Genomic DNA, 20145 nt, shown 5'->3' with positions numbered 1-20145 from the left:
CGGTCAACGGTGCCGCCGATGTGTTGGTTCCGTTGCGGCCCTCAGTGCGGCCGGGCGAGCGCCCGCAGCTCCGCCGCCAGGGCGGCGGCCACCCGGTTGCCGTCGCACAGCGGGCCGGCGGCCATGCGGCTGCGCAAGGTGCGGCGCAGCTCCGCCAGCCGCTGCGGGTCGGATGCCCAGGCGACGGCGCGGTCCACATAGTCGGCCGGGTCGGAAGCGATGCAGCCCTCCACCCCCGCCACGGTCAGGAAGGCCAGGGAATGGCGGCTGGAGAAGGTCTCCCCCGGCAGGGTGACGACCGGCACGCCCATCCACATCGTCTCCAGCGTCGTGGTGCTGCCGGAAAACGGGAAGGGGTCGAGCGCCACGTCGACCGACGCGCAGCGCCGCATGTGGTCCAGGCTGTTGGTGGCGCCGACCATCGTCACCCGGCCGGGATCGATGCCGGCGGCGGCCAGCCGGCCGCGCCACAGATCGGCGGTGGCGGGGCAGGACAGCGCCTTGGTCTTCATCAGCAGGCGGGAGTCCGGCACCCGGCCCAGGATGGCTGCCCAGGCAGCCAGCACGCCGTCGTTCAGCTTGGTCAGGATGTTGAAGCTGCCGAAGGTCACTGGCTTGCCCGACAGGCTGGGCGGCGGCGTCAGCGGAAGCTCCGTATCGTCGCCCCCCTCGCCACTGGGCGCATCATAGGCGATGAAGGCGTCGGGCATGCGCAGCACCCGCTCCGCATAGAAGGCTTCCATCCCGTCGGGCACATGGTGGCGGTCGGCGACCAGCGCATCCATGGCGGCGAGCCCGGTGGTCGCCATATAGCCGGACCACGCGACCTGCACCGGCGCCGGCTTGCGCGCGAAGACGCCGGGCCGGCCGCGGGCGTTGTGGCCGGCGAGGTCGATCAGCACGTCCGGCCGGTCGTGGCGGATCCGGCTCGCCACCTCGGCATCCGGCAGCCCGGCGACCGGGATCCAGCGGGCCGCCGCCTTGCGGAAGCGGTCGGTCACGTCGTCGGACTCGGTCTGGTTGGCGTAGAGCAGCAGGCGGATATCATGGGCGGGCAGCGCCTCCACCGTGCGGACGGCGAACAGACCGGCGGGGTGGCGGCGGAAATCGCCGGACAGGATGGCCACGGTCAGCGGCCCCTTGCCGGAGGTCACCTTGCCGGGCTTGACCCAGCGCCCGCGGTGGGGGGCGCCATGGACGCGGTCCCAGTCCCGATGCGCCTCCAGCACCGCCGCCGCCGTCACCCCCGGCCGGAACAGCAGCAGATAGGCCTGGTTGGAGCGCACGTCGGCCAGCGACGGATCGAGCGCCAGAGCCCGCCGGTTGCCCAGCTCCGCCGCGTCGAGCAGCCCCTGGCCCTGCCGCACCAGCGCGAGGTTGGCATGCGCCTCCGCTAGCGCCGGGTTCAGCGCCAGCGCCGCGCGGTAGGCATCGGCCGCGGCGCCCAGCCGGTCAGCGCGCTGGCGCACCTCTCCCAGCCGCAGCAGGCAGTCGGCCAGATCCGGGCGAGCCGCCACGGCATGGCGGGCGGCGCTCTCCGCGCTGTCGCGGTCGCCCAGCGCAAGACGGGCCGCCGCGAGGTTGGACAGAGCCGCGGCATGGTCGGGGCGCAGTGCCAGCGCGCGGGCCAATGCCGCCGCCGCGTCCTGCGGCCGGTCCAGCGCCAGCAGCAGCGACCCTCGGTTGGCATGCGCCTCGACGAAGGTCGGATCGTCGGCCAGGGCGGCGCGATAGGCGTCGTCGGCGTCGGCCCGCTGGCCGAGGGCGGCCAGCACGTTGCCCAGGTTGAAGCGGGCGCGGGCATAGCCGGGACGGCGCGCCGCCGCCTGCCGGAATGCGGTCGCCGCCTCCTCCAGCCGGCCGAGCGCCTCCAGCGCGTTCCCCAGATTGTAGAGCGCCTGGGCGAATTCCGGCCGCAGGCGGACCGCCTGCCGGTGGGCCGCCAATGCCTCCTCCAGCCGGCCGAGCGCCTTCAGCGCGCTGCCGAGATTGTCGTGATAGTCGGCGACCCGGTGGTTCTGCTGGATGGCGCCGCGGATCAGGGTGACGGCGCGGTCAGGCTGGCCCGACTGCAGATGGACGACCCCCAGCAGGTGGGCGGCGTCGGCCTGGCCGGGCATTGCGTCGAGCACGGCATGGTAGAGGGCCGCCGCCTGGGCAAGCCGGCCGGCCTGATGATGCGCCACCGCGGCAGCCATCGCTTCCTGGATCGTCGCCATGACGACCGTCATACCGGTTGGCGGGGGCCGGTGCCAGCCCTTTCCCGGTATAGTGTGCCAAGGTGTGATTGGGGGCGGGATGGCGGCGGACGGGCCACCCGTATCGCCGCCGCCGGTTTTCAACACTTGACCCGGCGGGCCGGGGCGGTCAGCTTGCCGGCCTTATACAGATCTCGGCCGATCTCCATGAACCGACTGCAACGGTACCTGTTCCGCAACCTGCTGATCGCCACGCTCTATTCGACCGCCGGCCTGACGCTGACCATCTGGCTCAGCCAGTCGTTGCGCCTGATCGAGATCGTGGTCAGCGCCGGCGCGCCGATGGGCATGTTCCTGTGGCTGCTGCTGCTGACCGTGCCGACCTTCCTCGGCATCGTGCTGCCGCTGGCGCTGGTCGGGGCCATCCTGTTCACCTACAACAAGATGGCAACGGACAGCGAGCTGGTGGTGATGCGCGCGGCCGGCGTCGGTCCCTTCTCGCTGTCGAAGCCGGCGCTGGTGCTGGCGGTGGGGGTGATGGCCGTCGTCTTCGTCCTGAATGTCTGGATCACCCCGGCCGCCCACCGCGAGCTGGTTCGGATGGAATACACGGTGCGCAGCGACTATTCGCAGCTGTTCCTGCGCGAAGGCGTGTTCAACGAGGTCGGCGACCGCTTCAGCGTCTTCCTGCGCGACCGCGACAGCGACGGCAACCTGCACAAGGTGCTGATCCATGACGGCCGCCAGCCGGACAAGCCGGTGACGATCATGGGCGACCGCGCGGTGATGCAGACCGGGCCGGAGGGCACGCGCTTCGTCGTCTATGACGGCAACCGGCAGGAACTGGACCGCAAGACCAACCGGCTGTCGCAGCTGTTCTTCGACCGCTATGCAGTCGACCTGAAGGCGGTGGCTCCCCAGGCGGCGGAGCGCTGGCCCGACGCCCGTGAACGCACCACGGCGGAGCTGATGGACGGCAACGTCCCGGCGCAGGACGACCGCATGCGCCGCGGCTTGATTGCCGAGCTGCACCACCGCTTCTCCTCGCCGCTGCTGGCCCTGACCTATGCGCTGGTGGCGCTGTCGGCGCTGCTGTCGGGCGAATTCAACCGGCGCGGCCAGTCGTCGCGCGTCACCATCGCCGTGCTGCTGGTGATGGGGCTGCAGGCGGCGGCGCTGGGGCTGACCAGCCTCGCCGGCAAGGCGACGGTCTTCGTGCCGCTGATGTACGCCATGCCGCTGGTCGCGCTGCTGCCGGCCCTGTGGGTGATGTCGCGCGGCCTCAGCCTGCGGCCCGGACGGCGGAACGGCGCACCGGATGGGGCCACGTCCGGACATGATGCGGCGGCCGGGCCCGCGTCATGAGCCGCATCCTGTTCATCACCTCCAACCGGCTGGGCGACGCGGTGCTGTCGACCGGGCTGCTCGACCATCTGACCCGGACCTATCCGGAGGCCCGGCTGACCATCGCCTGCGGGCCGCTGCCGGCGCCGCTGTTCCGCGCCGTGCCGGGGTTGGAGCGGCTGATCCCGCTGGCCAAACGCTCCTATGCCCGGCACTGGATGCGGCTGTGGCTGGAGTGCGTGGGCACGCGCTGGGATCTGGTGGTCGATCTGCGCAACTCGGCGGTCGGGCGGCTGGTGCCGGCCCGGCGCCGCGCCTTCCACGCCAAGGCCGTCCGCCCGATGCACAAGGTGGAGGAGAATGCCGCCGTGCTGGGCCTGTCGCCGCCGCCGGCCCCGCGTCTGTGGATCGACACGGCGGCGAGGGAGCAGGCCGACGCCCTGATTCCCGCCGGGACCGGCCCCTTCCTCGCCATCGGGCCGACGGCCAACTGGCTGGGCAAGGAATGGCCGGCCGACCGTTTCGCCCGGCTGGCGCTGCGCCTGACGGGAGACGACGGGCCGTTGGCTGGTGCCCGGGTGGCGGTGCTGGCCGCCCCGCCGGAGCGCGAGCGGGCGCGGCCGGTGCTGGACGCGCTGGGATCGAAGGCCATCGACCTGACCGGCCGCACCGACCCGATGGCTGCCGCCGCCTGCCTGGAGCGGGCGGCGCTCTATGTCGGCAACGACAGCGGGCTGATGCACATCGCGGCGGCGGCGGGCGTGCCGACCGTCGGGCTGTTCGGCCCCGGCTATCCCGCCATCTATGGCCCCTGGGGGCCACGCGGCCGGGTGGTGACCAGCAGCGTGCCGCAGGCGGATTTGCTGGCCCGCGTCGCCGCCGACCCCGACGACCGCGGCCTGATGGACGGCATCGGCGAGGAGCGGGTGGTGGAAACCGCAATTGAACTCCTGTCCGAAGCGCATAGAACTTGTGACCAGTTTGCGGCAAGGGCCTGCGGACCGGCCGAAGTACCCCCGTTGCGTTGACAAAGCCGGCCGGATAACCGACACTTCCGCGACGAAGCAAAGGGGCAGGTCCGCCCCACCGGATGGGTTTTCCCCCGAGGGTTTGGAATGAAGCCGACTCCCACCTACGCCAACAAGCCGACCTCGGACAATCCGCGCGACGTCGAGGCTTGGGCCCTGGCGGAAGCGGCGCGCCGTATCATCGCCGCCAGCCATGCCAAGGACGAAAAGGCCTACCGCGAGGCTCTTCAGCTGAACCAGCGCCTGTGGACGATCTTCCAGGCGGCGATCACCGAAGAGGATTGCGGACATCCGCCGGAGGTCCGTACCAACATCGCGGCCCTGTCGCTGCTGGTCGACCGCGAGACGACCAACCGCCTGATTGACCTTGATTTCGCCAAGATCGACACGCTGGTCAACATCAACCGCAACGTCGCCAGCGGCCTGACCGCCCAGGGCCAGTTCATCGCCGCCCAGCAGGCGACCCAGCCGCATCCGGGCACGCCGCAGGCCGCCGCTCCGCAGGCGCCTGCCGCCCAGGCCGCTCCGCCCGCCGCCCCGGCACCGGGCCAGCCGCCCGCCGGCATGCGCCCGGCCGTGCCGCCGCGCCCGATGACGGCTCCCGATGCTGCGCCGGTGAACCGCGAGTCCCTGCGCATTTCGATCTGAGCGGGTTGATATCGACAGCAAAAAGGCTGGCGCTCCGATGGGGCGCCAGCCTTTTTGCTTATTTTCAGACTTTTTACGTTTCAGAGCGCCTCTCGGTCGTCATCCCCGCGTAGGCGCTACGGGATGCACACAACTCAGAGCGATGCTAAGCCTCTGGAATAAAAGGAACTTTGCGTCATCCCCGTGAAGGCGGGGATCCAGGAAGCTCCGCCATGAAGCGGCTGAAACGGCTAGATTCCCGCCTTCGCGGGAATGACGGCAGAGGAGGGGGCGGGAACCACCCTCACTCCGCCGGAATCTCGCGTTCCAGCTCCTCCAGCCAGATGCGGGCGTTGCCGTCCGACGGGGCGCGCCAGTCGCCGCGCGGCGACAGCGAGCCGCCGGCCGTCACCTTCGGGCCGTTCGGCATGGCGGAGCGCTTGAACTGGCTGAAGCCGAAGAAGCGGCGCAGGAACACGCGCAGCCAGTCGCGAATCTCGGCCGGGCTGTAGGCGCGGCGCTTCTCCAGCGGGTAGCCCTCCGGCCAGTCGCCCTTGGCGACGTCGCCCCAGGCATGGCGGGCCAGGAAGGCGATCTTCGATGGGCGGAAGCCGTAGCGCAGCACGTAGAACAGGTTGAAATCCTGCAAATCATACGGCCCGACCACGGATTCGGAGCTTTGCAGCGCCTTGTCCGACCCGGCCGGCACCAGTTCCGGCGAGATCTCCGTCTTCAGGATGGCGTCCAGCGTCTCCGACACCTCCTGCTGGAACTGGCCGGTGCGACTGACCCAGCGGATCAAATGCTGAATCAGCGTCTTCGGCACGCCGGCATTGACGTTGTAGTGGGACATCTGATCGCCGACGCCATAGGTGCACCAGCCCAGCGCCAGCTCCGACAGGTCGCCGGTGCCGAGCACCAAGCCGTTGTTGTGGTTGGCGAGGCGGAACAGGTAATCGGTGCGCAGGCCGGCCTGCACATTCTCGAAGGTCACGTCATACACCGCCTCGCCGCGGGCGAAGGGATGCTCCATGTCCTTCAGCATCTGGTTGGCGGCCGGCCGAATGTCGAGTTCCTTGGCCGTCACCCCCAGCGCCGTCATCAGCCGCCAGGCGTTGGACTTGGTGCCCTCGCTGGTGCCGAAGCCGGGCATGGTGTAGGCGAGGATGCCCGAGCGCGGCAGGCCCAGCCGGTCCATGGCGCGGGCGGCGACGATCAGGGCGTGGGTGCTGTCCAGCCCGCCTGACACGCCGATCACCACCGTGCCGATGCCGGTGGCGCGCAGCCGCTGCACCAATCCTGCGACCTGGATGTTGTAGGCCTCGTAGCAGTCCTGCTCCAGCCGTTCGGCGGCGGCCGGAACGAAGGGCAGGCGCGGCACCACGCGCAGCAGCCCGACATCCACCTCCGGCGCGTCGAGCCGGAAGGCGACGGTGCGGAAGCCGCCGGTGGCATCAAGGAACAGCCGCCGGTTGTCGTCGAAGGTGCCCTGGCGCAGCCGTTCCTGGCGCAGCAGGTCGAGATCGACGTCGGCCACCGCCATCTGCGCGCCGTCTGGGAAACGGTCGGTCTCCGCCAGCATCTCGCCATTCTCGAAGATCGAGGTCTGGCCGTCCCAGGCGAGGTCGGTGGTCGATTCCCCGGTCCCGGCCGACGAATAGAGATAGGCGGCGAGACAGCGCGCCGACTGCGACTTCGCCAGCAGGCGGCGGGTGTCGGACTTGCCGATGGTGATGTTGCTGGCCGACAGGTTGGCCAGCACGGTGGCGCCGGCCAGGGCGGCCATGGTGCTGGGCGGCGCCGGCACCCACAGATCCTCGCAAATCTCGGCATGGACGACCAGACCGGGCTGGTCCTCGGCGGAGAACAGCAGGTCGGGACCGAAGGGGGCGGTCAGGTCGCCGATGCGGATCATCCCGCCCTCGGTGCCGACGCCGGACGCGAACTGGCGGCGCTCGTAGAATTCCCGGTAATTCGGCAGATGCTGCTTCGGCACCACGCCCAGCAGCTCGCCGCGCTGGATCGCCACCGCCGTGTTGTAGAGCCGCCCGTCATACAGCAGTGGCGCGCCGACCAGCAGCAGCGGCATCAGCCCGGTCGAAGCCTGGACCAGATCGAGGATCGCCTGCTCCACCGCGTCGATCAGCGGGTCCTGCATCAGCAGATCGTCGATGGCATAGCCGGACAGCGCCAGTTCGGGAAACAGCGCCACCGCCACCGACTTGTCGTGGCAGGCGCGTGCGGCCTCCAGGACGGCGGCGGCGTTGGCCGCCGGATCGGCCGGGGTGCAGCGCGTGGTACAGGCGGCCACCCGCGCGAATCCGTGGCGATAGATCGAGGTGAAGCTCATGACCCGTTCCTGCTGACTTGCATGCCCCTGACGCTCCCGGATGTGGCGCCCGGGAAGCAAACATAGCAGGAATTTCGCGCGCGTCAGGTCTCCCGTCCCGATGGGGCGCGGCTTTCGGTCCAATCGGACTCCGCCGGCATGGCCTTCCGCACAAGATACTTCAGACACGATACATTCGTTATAAAACCAAAGTCAAATCGATACCTCATAGGATGCAATCCAGTTAAAATGATGACGTTGGAGGAGAAGACCTACGACAGCCAAGTTGACCAAACCAAGTGCGGCGGATATAGCCAAAGGCTCGCCTGCGCCAAGAACCGACAGCCCACCCCGGAAGGACTTGTTTATCGCCGTGTCAACGGAAACACCGGTCACGCAACCTGATGTGAACACCGCAACACCGCAGGAGAATGCGGAGGTTGCGACCATGCCGGCGGAAAATGGCGCACCGCCGGAGCAGGCCTGCTGCATCGTCGGCATCGGTGCCTCGGCCGGCGGGCTGGAGGCGTTGCAGCGCTTCTTCGATGCGGTGCCGGGCGACAGCGACCTCGCCTATGTCGTGGTCCAGCACCTGTCGCCGGTGCACAAGAGCCTGATGGTCGATCTGCTCGCCAAGCACACGGAGATGGAGGTTGTGCAGGCGACCGACGGCGTGCCGGTCCAGCGCAACACCGTCTATCTGCTGCCGCCGGGCAAGCATTTGACCATCGATGACGGCCGCCTGCGGCTGACCACCAAGGATGCCGGCAGCGGCATGAGCCTGCCGATCGACATCTTCCTGACCGCGCTCGCCCGCGACCAAGGGCCGTTCGCCATCGGGCTGATCCTGTCGGGCACCGGGTCGGACGGCACGCGCGGCCTGATGGCGATCAAGTCGGCGGGCGGCTTCACCGCGGTCCAGCAGCCGGAGACGGCGCAGTTCGACGGCATGCCGCGCAGCGCGCTCGCCACCGGGCAGATCGACGCCACCCTGCCGCCGGAAGACCTGCCGGCCCGGCTGATCGAGCATGCGCGCAAGGCACTGACCCGCGCCCGTCCCATGCCCGCCCGGCAGCGGCGCGAGGACGGCGACGATCCGCTTGCCCAGATCATCGCGGTCATCCGCTCCGTCACCGGGGTCGATTTCTCGCATTACAAGCTGGCGACGCTGCTGCGGCGGATCGAACGGCGGATGCAGGGCGCCGGGCTGGAGTCGATGGAGGAATATGCCGCCCTGCTGCGGCGGAACAGCGCCGAAGCGGTCAATCTCTACAAGGAGATGCTGATCGGCGTCACCCGCTTCTTCCGCGACGAGGCGGCCTTCCGCGTCCTGGCCGACCGGGTGATCCCCGGTCTGCTGGCGAACCGCAGCCCGACCGACATGATCCGCGTCTGGGTCTGCGGCTGTGCCAGCGGGGAGGAAGCCTACTCCCTCGCCATCCTGTTCGCCGAGGCGCAGGAGCGGTTGGGTCGCAGTTTCGACGTCAAGATCTTCGCCACCGACATCGACCAGGACAGCATCGAGGTGGCGAGCCTGGGCGAATATCCGCGCGCCATCGCCGAAGACGTGTCGCAGGAACGGCTCGCCCGCTTCTTCACCGCACAGGGCGAGAGCTATGTGGTGGCGCGCGACATCCGCCGCATGGTGGTGTTCGCCGCCCACAACATCATGCGCGACCCGCCCTTCACCAAGATCGATTTGCTGAGCTGCCGCAACCTGCTGATCTATATGGACCAGCCGCTGCAGCGCAAGGTGCTCAGCCTGTTCCAGTACGCGCTGCGCCAGGGCGGCTTCCTGTTCCTGGGCACCAGCGAGACGCTGGGCGACCTGCAAGGCGATTTCCACACGGTGGACAGCCGCAACAAGGTGTTCCAGAGCCTGCGCGCCGGGTCGTTCCGGCTGTCGCGGCTGCTGGTGCCCACCGTCTCGGCCCCGCTGGCGCGGCATGGCGAGGACGGCGGATCCCATGCGATGGAGGAGGGCGCGGCCATCGACGAGGCGATGGCCGCGCTGATGAAGGCCTATGTGCCGCCCTGCCTGCTGGTCAACGAGCAGATGACGATCATGCATGTGTTCGGCGACGCGTCGTCCCTCCTGAAGGTGCCGGCGGGCGAGGCGACGCTGAACGTGCTGAAGATGCTGCCGTCGTCGGTCGCCATGGTGACGGGCACCGCGCTGAACCGCGCCTTCCGCTCCGGCGAGGAGTTCGCGCTGTCCAACATCCCGGTGAAGGACCGCGAAGGCGTTGCGGCGATCAGCCTGCGCGTCCAACCCTATGTCGCGCGCAAGACCGGGCGCCGCTTCGCCCTGGTGGTGCTGGACCGCGCCAACATGCTGCCGCTGTCGGTTCCGGATTCCGACTTCGACCTGAATGCCGACGCCGCCGAACGCATCCGCGGGCTGGAGCAGGAGCTGCTGTCGCGCGGCGAGAACCTGCAGGCGACCATCGAGGAGCTGGAAACCGCCAACGAGGAGCTGCAGGCCACCAACGAGGAACTTCTGGCCTCCAACGAGGAATTGCAGAGCACCAACGAGGAGCTGCAGTCGGTCAACGAAGAGCTTTACTCCGTCAACGCCGAATATCAGGCGAAGGTGGAGGAACTGACGGAGATCACCAACGACCTCGACAATCTGCTGCGCTCGACCGAGATCGGCACGGTGTTCCTGGACGGCGATTTCGTCATCCGCCGCTTCACCCCGGCGGCGGCCGGCTTCATCAACATCATCCCGCGCGACATCGGCCGCTCCATCGCGCACCTGTCGACCAACATCGACTATCCGAACTTCCTGGGCGACATCCGCAAGGTGTTCGACGGGCACGAGGCGATGGAGCGCCATGTCCGCGTCCATGACGGCCGCTGGGTGCTGACCCGCATCCTGCCCTACCTGACCGACAAGAATCAGGTCGGCGGCGTGGTGGTGACCTTCGTCGACGTGACCGACACCAAGCTGGCGGAAGAGCGGCTGCAGAAGGTGCTGGACAGCCTGCCGGAGCATATCGCCGTCACCGACCGCGACGGCAGGATCGTCATGGTGAACGCCGCCTGGCAGGGCTTCGCGCAGCGCAACGGCGCCCCGGCGATGGAGCGTTGCGGCGTCGGCAGCAACTATCTCAACGTCTGCCTCACTCCGGAGGAGCGGGAAAAGCACGGCATCGGCCGCGCGGTGCATGACGGTCTGCGCCGCATCCTGGACGGCGAAGCCGACCACTTCACCATCGAATATCCCTGCCATTCGCCTGACGAGCAACGCTGGTTCCTGATGCACGCCACCCGCCTGAACGACCATGGCGGCGGCATCGTCGTCAGCCACATCAACATCACCAACCGCAGGCTGATGGAGTTGCAACTGGACGGGGCCGGTAAGGCCGGCGGAGGCGAGAATTGAGCGAGGACTCCTCCGGTCGCCTGCGGCGCCGTGCCGAAACCATCCTCAGCGGCGGGCATTTCGAGGCGGCGGACGTCACCGCCACCTCGATGAAGGAACTGCTGCACGAGCTGTACGTCCATCAGGCCGAACTGGAGATCCAGAACGAGGAGTTGCGCGGCGCCCAGCAGGCGCTGGAGGCGTCGCGCCTGCAATATCTCCAGCTGTTCCAGTCGGTGCCGCTGGCCTGTCTGGCGGTGAACGCCGCCGGCATCGTCGGCGAGGCCAACAGCGCCGCCGAACGCCAGTTCGGCCTGCCGATGCTGCGGCTGAAGGGTCGGCCGCTGACGCTGCTGGTCGACAGTCTCGACCATGGCCGGCTGTTCACCGCCCTCGGCCGGCTGCGCGACGGCGGCGAGTGGATCCGGCAGGAGTTCCGCTTCCTCGGGCCGCAGGGCACGGTCATCGACGGGCTGACCGACGCCCGCCGGGTGACGCTGGACGACAGCGACCGCGGCGACGTGCTGCTGACCATCACCGACCTGACCGAACGCAACGCCTGGCTGCGCGAAGTGCAGCAGGCCCGCGACGACGCCGAGCGGGCGCGCGCCGACTATCACCACATCCTGCAATCGGTCGGCGACGGCATCCTGGGGGTGGACGCCGACGGCCGCATCCGCTTCGTCAACGCCGCGGCAACGGCGATGACCGGCCATCTCGACCTCGACCTGATCGGCCGGCCGCCGTCGGACCTGCTGGCCGGCCCGGCGCCGGAGACCGAGGCGGGATTGCCGGTCGGGGAGGGCGACGCGGTTCCGGCCGGCGGGGCGGCCCGCGCGCTGGCCCTGTCGCTGACCGATGGCCGGCCCCGCCGGGTCGCCTGTGAAAGGCTGCGTCGCGAGGATGGCGGCACGCTGCTGGTGGAGATCTCCATCTCGCCGATGCTGGCGTCGGGCAAGCGCCTCGCACCGATGGAGGAGCGCATCCAGGGCGCCGTCGTCGCCTTCCGCGACGTCACCGCGCGGCGGACGGCGGAAGCGGCGCTGAACCTCAGCGAACGGCGGCATCGGGTGCTGGTGCAGTCGCTGCACGACGCGCTGGCGATGACCGCCGCCGACGGCCGCAACCTGCTGGCGAATGCCATGGCGGAGCGGCTGCTGGACGGCCCGGCCCGTGCGCTGCTCGACCCCACTGCATCCGCCTATGACGCGGCGGACGGGCAGCCGGCGCCGACCACCGCCGGCCGCCGCTTCATCGACGCCAACGGCAACCGCCTGCACGGGCTTCCCCCCGCGGCGGAGGCGGTGCGCAACGGCAAGCCGGTGGTCGAACGCATCATCGGTCTGGTCGAGGGAGAGGAGGCGACCGCGCCCACCCGCTGGCTGCGGGTGTCGAGCCATCCCGTCGCCGATCAGGCCGGCGGGGTGGAGGCCGTGGTGTCCAGCGTCGCCGACATCACCGCGGTGAAGGCGCTGGAGCGTGACCTGAACGTGGCGCTGGACGCCCGCGAACGCTTCCTGGCGGCGGCCAGCCACGATCTGCGCCAGCCGGTGCAGGCCTTGCTGCTGCTGTCCGACCTGCTGCTGAAGGAAAGCCTTCCCGCCGGAGCGCGGCGGATGGCGGAGCAGATCCAGTCCTCGCTCGGCGGGCTGGGCGGCATGCTGGACGGGATGCTCGACATCTCCAAGCTGGAGGCCGGACTGGTGGCCCCCAATCCGGAATCCGTCGACATCGCCGCCCTGCTGGCCCGGCTGCATGGCGAATTCGCTCACGCGGCCGAAAAGGGCGGGCAGAGGCTGCGTCTGGTGGCCCCGCCGCTGACGACGCGGACCGATCCCGGACTGCTGGAGCGGGTGCTGCGCAACCTGCTGACCAACGCGCTGCGCTACGCCCCCGGCGGCCGGGTGCTGCTCGGCGCCCGGCGTCGCGGTGACCGCCTGCAGATCGAGGTTTGGGACAACGGCATCGGCATCGCCGACCAGCATATCGGCCGAATCTTCCAGGACTTCTTCCAGGTCGGCAACGCCGCCCGCGACCGGCGGGAAGGGCTGGGGCTGGGGCTGAGCATCGCCCGGCGGCTGGTCACCATGCTGGGCGGGGTCATCGACGTGACCTCCTCGCTCGGCCGCGGCAGCCGCTTCACCGTCAGCCTGCCGCTGACGGAAACCGAGGCGGATGGCCGGGATCGGGCCGATGCCGGCGGGAACGCCGACGGCACCCGCTCCGGCGGCGGCACGGACCGGCTGGTCATGCTGGTGGAGGACGACGCCGTCATCCGCATGGCCCTGGTCCTGATGCTGGAGGATTGGAGCTATCGCGTGGTGGAGGCGGGCAGCGGGGCGGAGGCGGAACAGCTTCTGAACAGCCTGATCGACGCCGGCGAACCGCCGGACCTGATCCTCGCCGACTATCGCCTGCCCGAAGGAACCACGGGGCTGATGGTGATGGACATGGTCCGCCGCCGCCTGTCGCGCGACGTTCCCGGCGTTCTGCTGACCGGCGACACCTCGGCCGACCGTCTGCGCGAGGCGGCCGGCGCGCAGTGCGCACTGCTGCACAAGCCGATCCAACCCGGCCGCCTGCAGGACACGTTGGCTTCGGCGCTGGGCCGGTGACGGTGGAGTCCTGTCATATTGGGGGTAGTGCCCATAGCCTTTTTCCAGCGCCGTTTCATTTGACTCACGTCAATGCCGCCAATGCGAGAAGATACAGACTGCTCGGGCTACGGATCGGGCGGTCGTCGGCGTGAAGCGGGAACGGGCTATGTCCATCAACACGGATGCCAGCATTGCGCGCCGGATGATGCGCGCCCGTGCCGCCAGAGTATCGGCATTGCTGCTCGGCGGCCTGTTCGTCGGCTTCCTGCTGCTCGTCACCGTGTTCATCGAGTATCGCCGCGCCATCGACTGGGTCGACCACACCCGCGAGGTGATCTCTGCCGTCGAGGCTTTGCAATCCGCTCTCTCGGACACGGAATCCGGCGAGCGGGGATACCTGCTGCTGCGGGACCCCGGTCATCTCGCCGCCTACGAGGAGGCGAGGGAGCACAGCCGTCGATTGCTGGACAGCGTCGGGTCGCTGACCGCCGACAACCCGGTTCAGCAGGACACATTGAAGGCCTTGCGTGCCCTGACCGCCCAAAGGCTGGACCAGATCGGCGAGGTGCTGCGGCAGGCCGCCGAAAGCGGGCTGGAGCAGGCACTGGCGACCATCCGTGAGGGGAAGGGCGCCAGCACGATGGCCGAGATTCGCCGCCTGACCGCCACCATGCGGGCGGAGGAGGACATGCTGCTCGCCCGGCGCAGCCGCCACGCCACCATCCTCGAACTGCTGATGATCGCCTATGGGCTGCTGTTCGTGACGGTCATGGGCTGGCTCGGCTACACGACCGTCCGGCGGCTGGAGCGGGACTATCAGGCGGAACGGGCGGAGGGGCAGGCGCTGGCCGTGGCGCTGCAGGAGAACCGCATCCTGCTGGACGAGGTGAACCACCGGGTGAAGAACTCGCTGCAGATCGTCGCCAATCTGCTGCGGACCCAGGCGCTCCGCCATCGCAGCCAGGAGGTGCGGCAGGAATTGCTGGACAGCAGCAGCCGTGTGCTGGCGATCGCCGAGGTCCATCGCCGCCTCTACGGCGAAGGTGCGGTGTATGACACGGTCGAACTGTCGGACCTGATCCGCAGCATCGCCGAGAACGCGGTCCCGTCCAACAGCGATCGCGGCGCCGATGGCGGCAGCGAACCGGCGATGAGCGTGGCGGTGGGCACGCCGCTGCCGGCGCCGGTCCACACTGCGGTTCCGGTGGCGCTGATCGTCAACGAGTTGCTGACCAACAGCTACAAGCACGCCTTCCCCGATGGGCGGACCGGCACCGTCAGGCTGGACATGGAGGTGGACGGCGACGAGGTCCATATCGACGTCACCGACGACGGCATCGGCCTGCCCGAGGGAGTCGCCAGCAGCAGCGGCGGCGGCTTCGGGCTCAACACGGTCCGCAATCTGACGCGGCAGATAAGGGGGCGGCTGGAGATCGAACGTTTGACTCCGGGCACGCGCTTCCTTTTAACTTTCCCCATGAAGCCGGGAGCGCCAACCCAGGCGTGACGTTTCCGGACATCGTACAAAAATTACAAGAAAAACAATGAAGATACTGATCATAGAAGATGAATTTCTGATTGCCGAGGGCGTGGCGCTGACGCTTCAGTCCGCCGGCCACGAGGTGACGGGGATCGCCGAGGATCTGCCCTCCGCCCTCACCCTGGCCGGGAAGGAGAGGCCCGACATGGCCTTCGTCGACATCAAGCTGGCCAACGGATCGAACGGGCTGGACGTCGCCCGCGAACTGAAGGCGCTGGGGATTCCGTGCGTCTTCGCCACCGGGAACCCGCCCAGCAAGGCCCAGGCCGGCGGCATCGGGCTCGGCTATATCGCCAAGCCGTTCTCGCCGCGCGTCCTGGTGCAGACCGCCGCCTTCGTCTCCCGGCTGCTGTCGCCCTGCGCCCCGGCCCCGGCGGCGCCCAGCGGATTCGTCACCCTCTAAGAAGCGACGTTTTCAGAAGCCGGTGAAGCGGGTGAACGCCTCGGCCGGTTCGCGGTCGGTCGGGAAGTTGTTTTCCGGGGCCGACCAGTCGGCGAAGCCCAGCGCCATGCCGCTGGCGATGATTTCCGTATCGGGCAGCCCAAGATGGCGCGCGGTGATGGCGTGGCGGTAGCAGAAGGCCGCCTGCGGGCAGGTCTCCAGCCCGAAGCCGCGGGCGACGATCATGACATTCTGCATGAACATGCCGAGGTCGAGCCAGGCACCCTTGCCCATGTCGCGGTCGATCGAAAAAAACAGCCCGACCGGCGCCCCGAAGAACAGCCAGTTGCGGCCATGCTGGCGCGCCATCCGCTCGCGGTCGCCCTTGCCGATGCCGATCGAACCGTAGAGCGCCCAACCCACCGCGCGGCGGCGGCCGAGATAGGGCTCCCGCCAATTTTCCGGGTAATAGGGATATTCCGGCACCTCCGGCTCCCCCGCCTCATGGGCGGCCAGCAGGTCGGCCGACAGGGCGGCGCGTGCCTCCCCGGCGATGGCATGGACCTTCCAGGGCTGGATGTTGGAACCACTGGGCGCGCGGGCGGCGAGGTCGAGGATGCGCAGCACCGTCTCCCGCTCCACCGGCGTGGGCAGGAAGGCGCGGATGCTGCGCCGGCCGGCGACGGCATCGAGTGCGGAGAGGGGAGGGGCGCCGCTCATCCCTCGACCTCCACCGTCGGCTCGTGCCGGACCGGGAAGTTGACGGAGCGGGCGATGAAGCATTTCTGCGCGGCGTCGTGGTGCAGGGCCAGCGCCTTGTCGGCGTCCGATCCCGGCGCCAGGGTCACCCGCGGCCGCAGCACGACGGTGGTGAACTGTCCGGCGCCGCAGGATTCCTCCTCCATCACCCCCTCGGCATCGTCGCTGTAGGCTATGACGACGATCCCGGCGACCGAGCAGAGATGCAGGTACCAGAGCTGGTGGCAGGAGGACAGGGCGCCGACCAGCATCTCCTCCGGGTTCCAGCGCGCCGGATCGCCGCGGAAGGCCGGATCGGAGGTCGCAGGAATTGCCGGCTTGGTCCCGGCGGTCAGCTCGTGGTCGCGGCTGTACGCCTTGTAGGCCGAGGTGCCGGTGCCGAGATTGCCGGTCCAGCCCAGCCGGACGGCATAGCGGTGTTGCCTGTGCGCCATGAACTCCCTCCCTTCCTACTGCATCACGATCATCAGAAGCGCCGGCAGCCCGACGAAGGCCATGGCGGTGGAGCCCAGCACCATGCCGGCGACATCCTCCGGCGAATTGCCGTAGCGCAGCGCCCATAGATAGTTGAAGACCGCCACCGGCATCGAGCTTTGCACCAGCACCACGCCGCGCGTCGTCCCGGTCAGCCCCAGCGCCCAGGCCACCAACAGCCCCATGGCGAAGCCCACCGCCAGCCGGAAGGCCGACATCGACAGCGCCCGCACCGCCCCCGACAGCCGCAGCTTCGACAGCGCCACCCCCAGCGAGAACAGCATCAGCGGCACGGCGCAGTTGCCCAGCAGCGTGGTGGTGTTGCCGATCCATACCGGCAGCGGCAGCCCGGCCAGTTGGATCGCCACCGCCAGCGCCACCGCGTAGATCGTCGGCGTGCGCGCCATCTGCCCCAGGTCGAACCGCCCGGCGGCCAGCGCCGGCCCCAGCGTGAACTGGCCGACCGCCATCACCGCATAGAACAGCACGGCAAGGCTGAGGCCGTTCTCGCCGAAGGCGAACAGGCAGACCGGCAGACCAAGGTTGCCGGCGTTGGGAAAGGCCATCGCCGGTATGTAGACCCGCAGCGACAGCCCGCTCGCCAGCAGCACAGGCACCGACGCCAGCGCGGTCAACGCCATGCAGGCCGTCGCCGCCAGCGCCATCTCCCCCATCACGTCGGCCGACAGGTGCAGCCGGGTCAGGGCGGAAAAGACCAGGCAGGGCGACGACACGTTGATCGCGAAGGTGGTGATGAAGGCGCTGTCGTAGGGAAGCTTTCGGCGGGTCCAGCCATAGCCCAGCGCCGCCACAAGGAAGACCGGGGCCAGCACCGCGAAGGCGTCGGACAGAAGGGCGAAGGCGGGCATGGAGGCGGTCGGGATCCCGTGCTGCAACCGGTGGGTGGACGAATTGTCAGCCACCATGGCGGCATTCCCGCGCCGCGTCATCCCCCCAAGCCCAAGCCGCCGCGCAAGGCAGCCGCGCAAAGGATCAGTTTGCGCGGCGGGGCCGGTGTCCAGCCCGAGTCGTGACACTGTGGGCGGGCAATGACAGCGTCCGTCCGGGCCGGGAGGGTCGTCGCCAAGGCTGCGGCCCGGCAAGCATGACTTTTGAGCAATCTTTATCTCGAGTGAGTAACGATTTGTAACGAAGCTTGAGCGATAAGTGGGCACCCACTAAGGTGGAATGGCCCCATTCCGCGGATCCGCATGACAACTTCGTCCGGCGCCAAGACCGTTGTTCGCCCTCTGAACAATAAGGCGCAGCAAGCCAAACGACAGTCGAGCCTGAAGAGTCGCCGGTTCTCGCTGCGGTCGGTTCTGCTCTGGATTCTATTGTTGCTGTCGGCGGGTTTGTTCCTTGCGCTGGCGGCCCTGCCCGTCGGAAGATTTGCCAGCGCCGCCATTTCCGCCGGCGTGGTTGCGGCGGCCTTCGTGCTGGGGCGCTTCGCCCAGCGCTTCTGGCATGCCCGCACGCTGACCGTGCTGCTGCTGGCCTTCGTCACCTTCCGCTATTTCTTCTGGCGGCTGACCGGCACGATGCCGCCGGTGGACGATCTGGTGAACTTCATCCCCGGCGTGACGCTGTTCGCGGCCGAAGCGCTGTCCTTCGTGCTGTTCCTGACCTCGCTGTTCGTCATCATCGACCCCGTCGCCCGCGAACCGTCGGAACCGACGGGCGATCCCGCCCTCTGGCCCAGCGTCGACGTCTACATCCCCTCCTACAACGAGGAGCCGGAGCTGCTGGAGACGACGCTGGCCGCCGCGGTCTGCATCGACTACCCGCGCGACAAGCTGCAGGTCTATCTGCTGGACGACGGCGGCACCGACCAGAAGCTGGCCCACAGCAACCCGGCGCAGGCCGCCGCGGCGAAGGAGCGGCGCCAGACGCTGCAGGCGCTGTGCGAACGGCTGCAGGTCACCTACATGACCCGGCCGCGCAATGAGCATGCCAAGGCCGGCAACATCAACCACGCCTTTCACAAGACGTCGGGCGATCTGTTGCTGATCCTGGACGCCGACCATGTGCCGACGGTCGGCATCCTGAAGGCGACGGTCGGCTTCTTCCAGCAGGATTCGGGCCTGTTCCTGGTGCAGACGCCGCATTTCTTCGTCAATCCCGACCCGGTCGAATACAACCTCGGCACCTTCGAGCGGATGCCGAGCGAGAACGAGATGTTCTATTACTCGATCCAGCCGGGGCTCGACCGCTGGAACGGCTCCTTCTTCTGCGGGTCCGCCGCCATCCTGCGCCGCGCGGCGCTGGAGGAGGTCGGCGGTTTCAGCGGTGACACGGTGACGGAGGATTGCGAGACCGCGCTGGAACTGCATTCGCGCGGCTGGCGCAGCGTCTATCTGCCGCGCCCGCTGATCGCCGGGCTGCAGCCGGAAACCTTCGACAGCTTCATCGCCCAGCGCTCGCGCTGGACCCAGGGCATGATCCAGCTGTTCCTGCTGAAGAACCCGCTGTTCAAGCGCGGCCTGACCATCTCGCAGCGGCTCTGCTACACCAGCACCATGCTTTACTGGTTCTTCTGGTTCTGGCGGCCGATCTTCCTGCTGTCGCCGCTGTGCTACGCCCTGTTCGGGCTGGAGATCTATCGCATCAACCTGCCGGACTTCGCCTGCTTCGTCATTCCGCATGTCTTCGCCGCCGCCTTCCTGTCGCAGTTCCTGCACGGGCGGATGCGCTGGCCGCTGTTCTCGGAACTGTACGAATATCTGCAGTCCTTCCACGTCTCCCGCGCGGCGCTGGCGACGATGATCCGGCCGCGCGACCCGGTGTTCAAGGTGACCGCCAAGGGCCAATTGGTGGACGAGGACGGCTTTTCGCCGCTGGCCACGCCCTTCATCGTCACCACGCTGCTGCTCGCCGCCGGGCTGGCCGCCTGCGCCTGGCGCTATTCGATCTTCCCGGAACATCGCGCCGCCATCGTCCCGGTGGCGGTGTGGTGTTCGCTGAGCTTCCTGCTGGCGCTGGGCGGCCTCGCCGTCGTCTACGAGCGCAAGCGCGTCCGCCGGCAGGAGCGTTTCACCGTCGACCGCCCGGCGGCCCTGAAGTTCGAGGACGGCACCAGCATCGACCTGACGGTCGCCGACGTGTCGGCCGGCGGCGTCGGGCTGCTGGTCGATCCGAAATGGCGCGATCTGCTGGCCCAGCCCGACCGCACGCCGGTCCTGACCATCGCCGCGACGGAGACGGAGGCGGCGACCACCACCGGCGTGCGCATCTTCCGGATCGAGATGCGCGGCGGCGAACTGGCGGTTGGTGCCGGATTCGCCCCGCGTGACCGCCAGGACATCGTGGAGATGGCGCGCTTCGTCTTCGGCAACAGCGTCGGCTGGGACATCTTCCTGGACCGCAAGCGGGTGGCCGCGCCGACCTTCTTCGGCGGGCTGCTGTTCTTCGCCACGCGGGTGGTGCCGCGGCTGGGGCATGTGCTGCTGGCCCTGCCCGGCGCCCTGCGGCGCATCGTGACCTTCCAGGCTCCGTAATGG

The 20145-nt window shown here is 68.8% G+C and carries 13 protein-coding genes; 8 read left to right on the top strand and 5 right to left on the bottom strand.

All coding sequences use genetic code 11. The features are described from left to right. Positions 1 to 41 precede the first annotated feature (41 nt). Positions 42 to 2219: a tetratricopeptide repeat protein gene (locus TSO5_RS11885; RefSeq protein ID WP_247870716.1), complete on the bottom strand. Its 2178-nt coding sequence runs from the start codon at positions 2217 to 2219 to the stop codon at positions 42 to 44. Between the two features lie 186 nt (positions 2220 to 2405). Between TSO5_RS11885 and lptF the strand changes: the two genes are divergently transcribed. The 3 genes from lptF to TSO5_RS11870 all read left to right on the top strand — a co-directional run bounded on the left by lptF (position 2406) and on the right by TSO5_RS11870 (position 5218). Continuing rightward, on the top strand, positions 2406 to 3563 hold the full coding sequence (lptF, locus tag TSO5_RS11880; protein WP_109151786.1) for an LPS export ABC transporter permease LptF: 1158 nt from the start codon (positions 2406 to 2408) through the stop codon (positions 3561 to 3563). Continuing rightward, the gene (locus TSO5_RS11875; protein ID WP_109151785.1) at positions 3560 to 4570 is read left to right on the top strand and encodes a glycosyltransferase family 9 protein; all 1011 of its coding nucleotides are present in this window, start codon (positions 3560 to 3562) and stop codon (positions 4568 to 4570) included. The genes lptF and TSO5_RS11875 overlap by 4 nt, the downstream gene beginning before the upstream one ends. An 87-nt stretch (positions 4571 to 4657) precedes the next feature. Beyond that, positions 4658 to 5218 carry a flagellar biosynthesis regulator FlaF gene (locus TSO5_RS11870; RefSeq protein ID WP_109151784.1) on the top strand — a complete coding sequence of 187 codons (561 nt, stop codon included), beginning with the start codon at positions 4658 to 4660 and terminating at the stop codon, positions 5216 to 5218. A 283-nt stretch (positions 5219 to 5501) separates the two neighbouring features. On the opposite strand, the gene TSO5_RS11865 is transcribed toward TSO5_RS11870, so the two are convergent. Then, on the bottom strand, positions 5502 to 7547 hold the full coding sequence (locus tag TSO5_RS11865; protein ID WP_109151783.1) for an NAD(+) synthase: 2046 nt from the start codon (positions 7545 to 7547) through the stop codon (positions 5502 to 5504). 427 nt (positions 7548 to 7974) lie between these two features. Between TSO5_RS11865 and TSO5_RS11860 the strand changes: the two genes are divergently transcribed. The 4 genes from TSO5_RS11860 to TSO5_RS11845 all read left to right on the top strand — a co-directional run bounded on the left by TSO5_RS11860 (position 7975) and on the right by TSO5_RS11845 (position 15433). Next, entirely contained in the window at positions 7975 to 10914 is a 2940-nt protein-coding gene (locus tag TSO5_RS11860) for a chemotaxis protein CheB (protein WP_109151782.1), read from the top strand. Continuing rightward, positions 10911 to 13508 carry a PAS domain S-box protein gene (locus TSO5_RS11855; protein WP_109151781.1) on the top strand — a complete coding sequence of 866 codons (2598 nt, stop codon included), beginning with the start codon at positions 10911 to 10913 and terminating at the stop codon, positions 13506 to 13508. Before TSO5_RS11860 ends, TSO5_RS11855 begins: the two co-directional genes overlap by 4 nt. A 148-nt stretch (positions 13509 to 13656) precedes the next feature. Next, positions 13657 to 14997 carry a CHASE3 domain-containing protein gene (locus TSO5_RS11850; protein WP_109151780.1) on the top strand — a complete coding sequence of 447 codons (1341 nt, stop codon included), beginning with the start codon at positions 13657 to 13659 and terminating at the stop codon, positions 14995 to 14997. 37 nt (positions 14998 to 15034) lie between these two features. Next, positions 15035 to 15433 (top strand): response regulator, encoded by a 399-nt coding sequence (locus TSO5_RS11845; protein ID WP_109151779.1) that lies wholly within the window; start codon positions 15035 to 15037, stop codon positions 15431 to 15433. Between the two features lie 12 nt (positions 15434 to 15445). Here TSO5_RS11845 and TSO5_RS11840 read toward each other — a convergent pair whose 3' ends face one another. Genes TSO5_RS11840 through TSO5_RS11830 form a run of 3 tightly spaced genes read right to left on the bottom strand, consistent with a single transcriptional unit; the run spans position 15446 to position 17571 of the window. Then, positions 15446 to 16132 (bottom strand): nitroreductase, encoded by a 687-nt coding sequence (locus tag TSO5_RS11840; RefSeq protein WP_109151778.1) that lies wholly within the window; start codon positions 16130 to 16132, stop codon positions 15446 to 15448. Next, positions 16129 to 16605, bottom strand: a complete 477-nt coding sequence (locus TSO5_RS11835; RefSeq protein ID WP_109151777.1) for an OsmC family protein — start codon at positions 16603 to 16605, stop codon at positions 16129 to 16131. Before TSO5_RS11835 ends, TSO5_RS11840 begins: the two co-directional genes overlap by 4 nt. 15 nt (positions 16606 to 16620) lie before the next feature. Then, entirely contained in the window at positions 16621 to 17571 is a 951-nt protein-coding gene (locus tag TSO5_RS11830) for an AEC family transporter (RefSeq protein ID WP_247870715.1), read from the bottom strand. Positions 17572 to 17985: 414 nt separating this feature from the next. On the opposite strand from TSO5_RS11830, the gene bcsA reads away from it, so the two are divergent. Then, positions 17986 to 20142 (top strand): UDP-forming cellulose synthase catalytic subunit, encoded by a 2157-nt coding sequence (bcsA, locus tag TSO5_RS11825; RefSeq protein ID WP_247870714.1) that lies wholly within the window; start codon positions 17986 to 17988, stop codon positions 20140 to 20142. Positions 20143 to 20145 lie beyond the last annotated feature (3 nt).

Source organism: Azospirillum sp. TSO5 (assembly GCF_003116065.1).
Lineage (GTDB): Bacteria > Pseudomonadota > Alphaproteobacteria > Azospirillales > Azospirillaceae > Azospirillum.
Note: the sequence above shows the minus strand (reverse complement) of the source record. Positions and strands in the feature narration are given on the sequence as shown.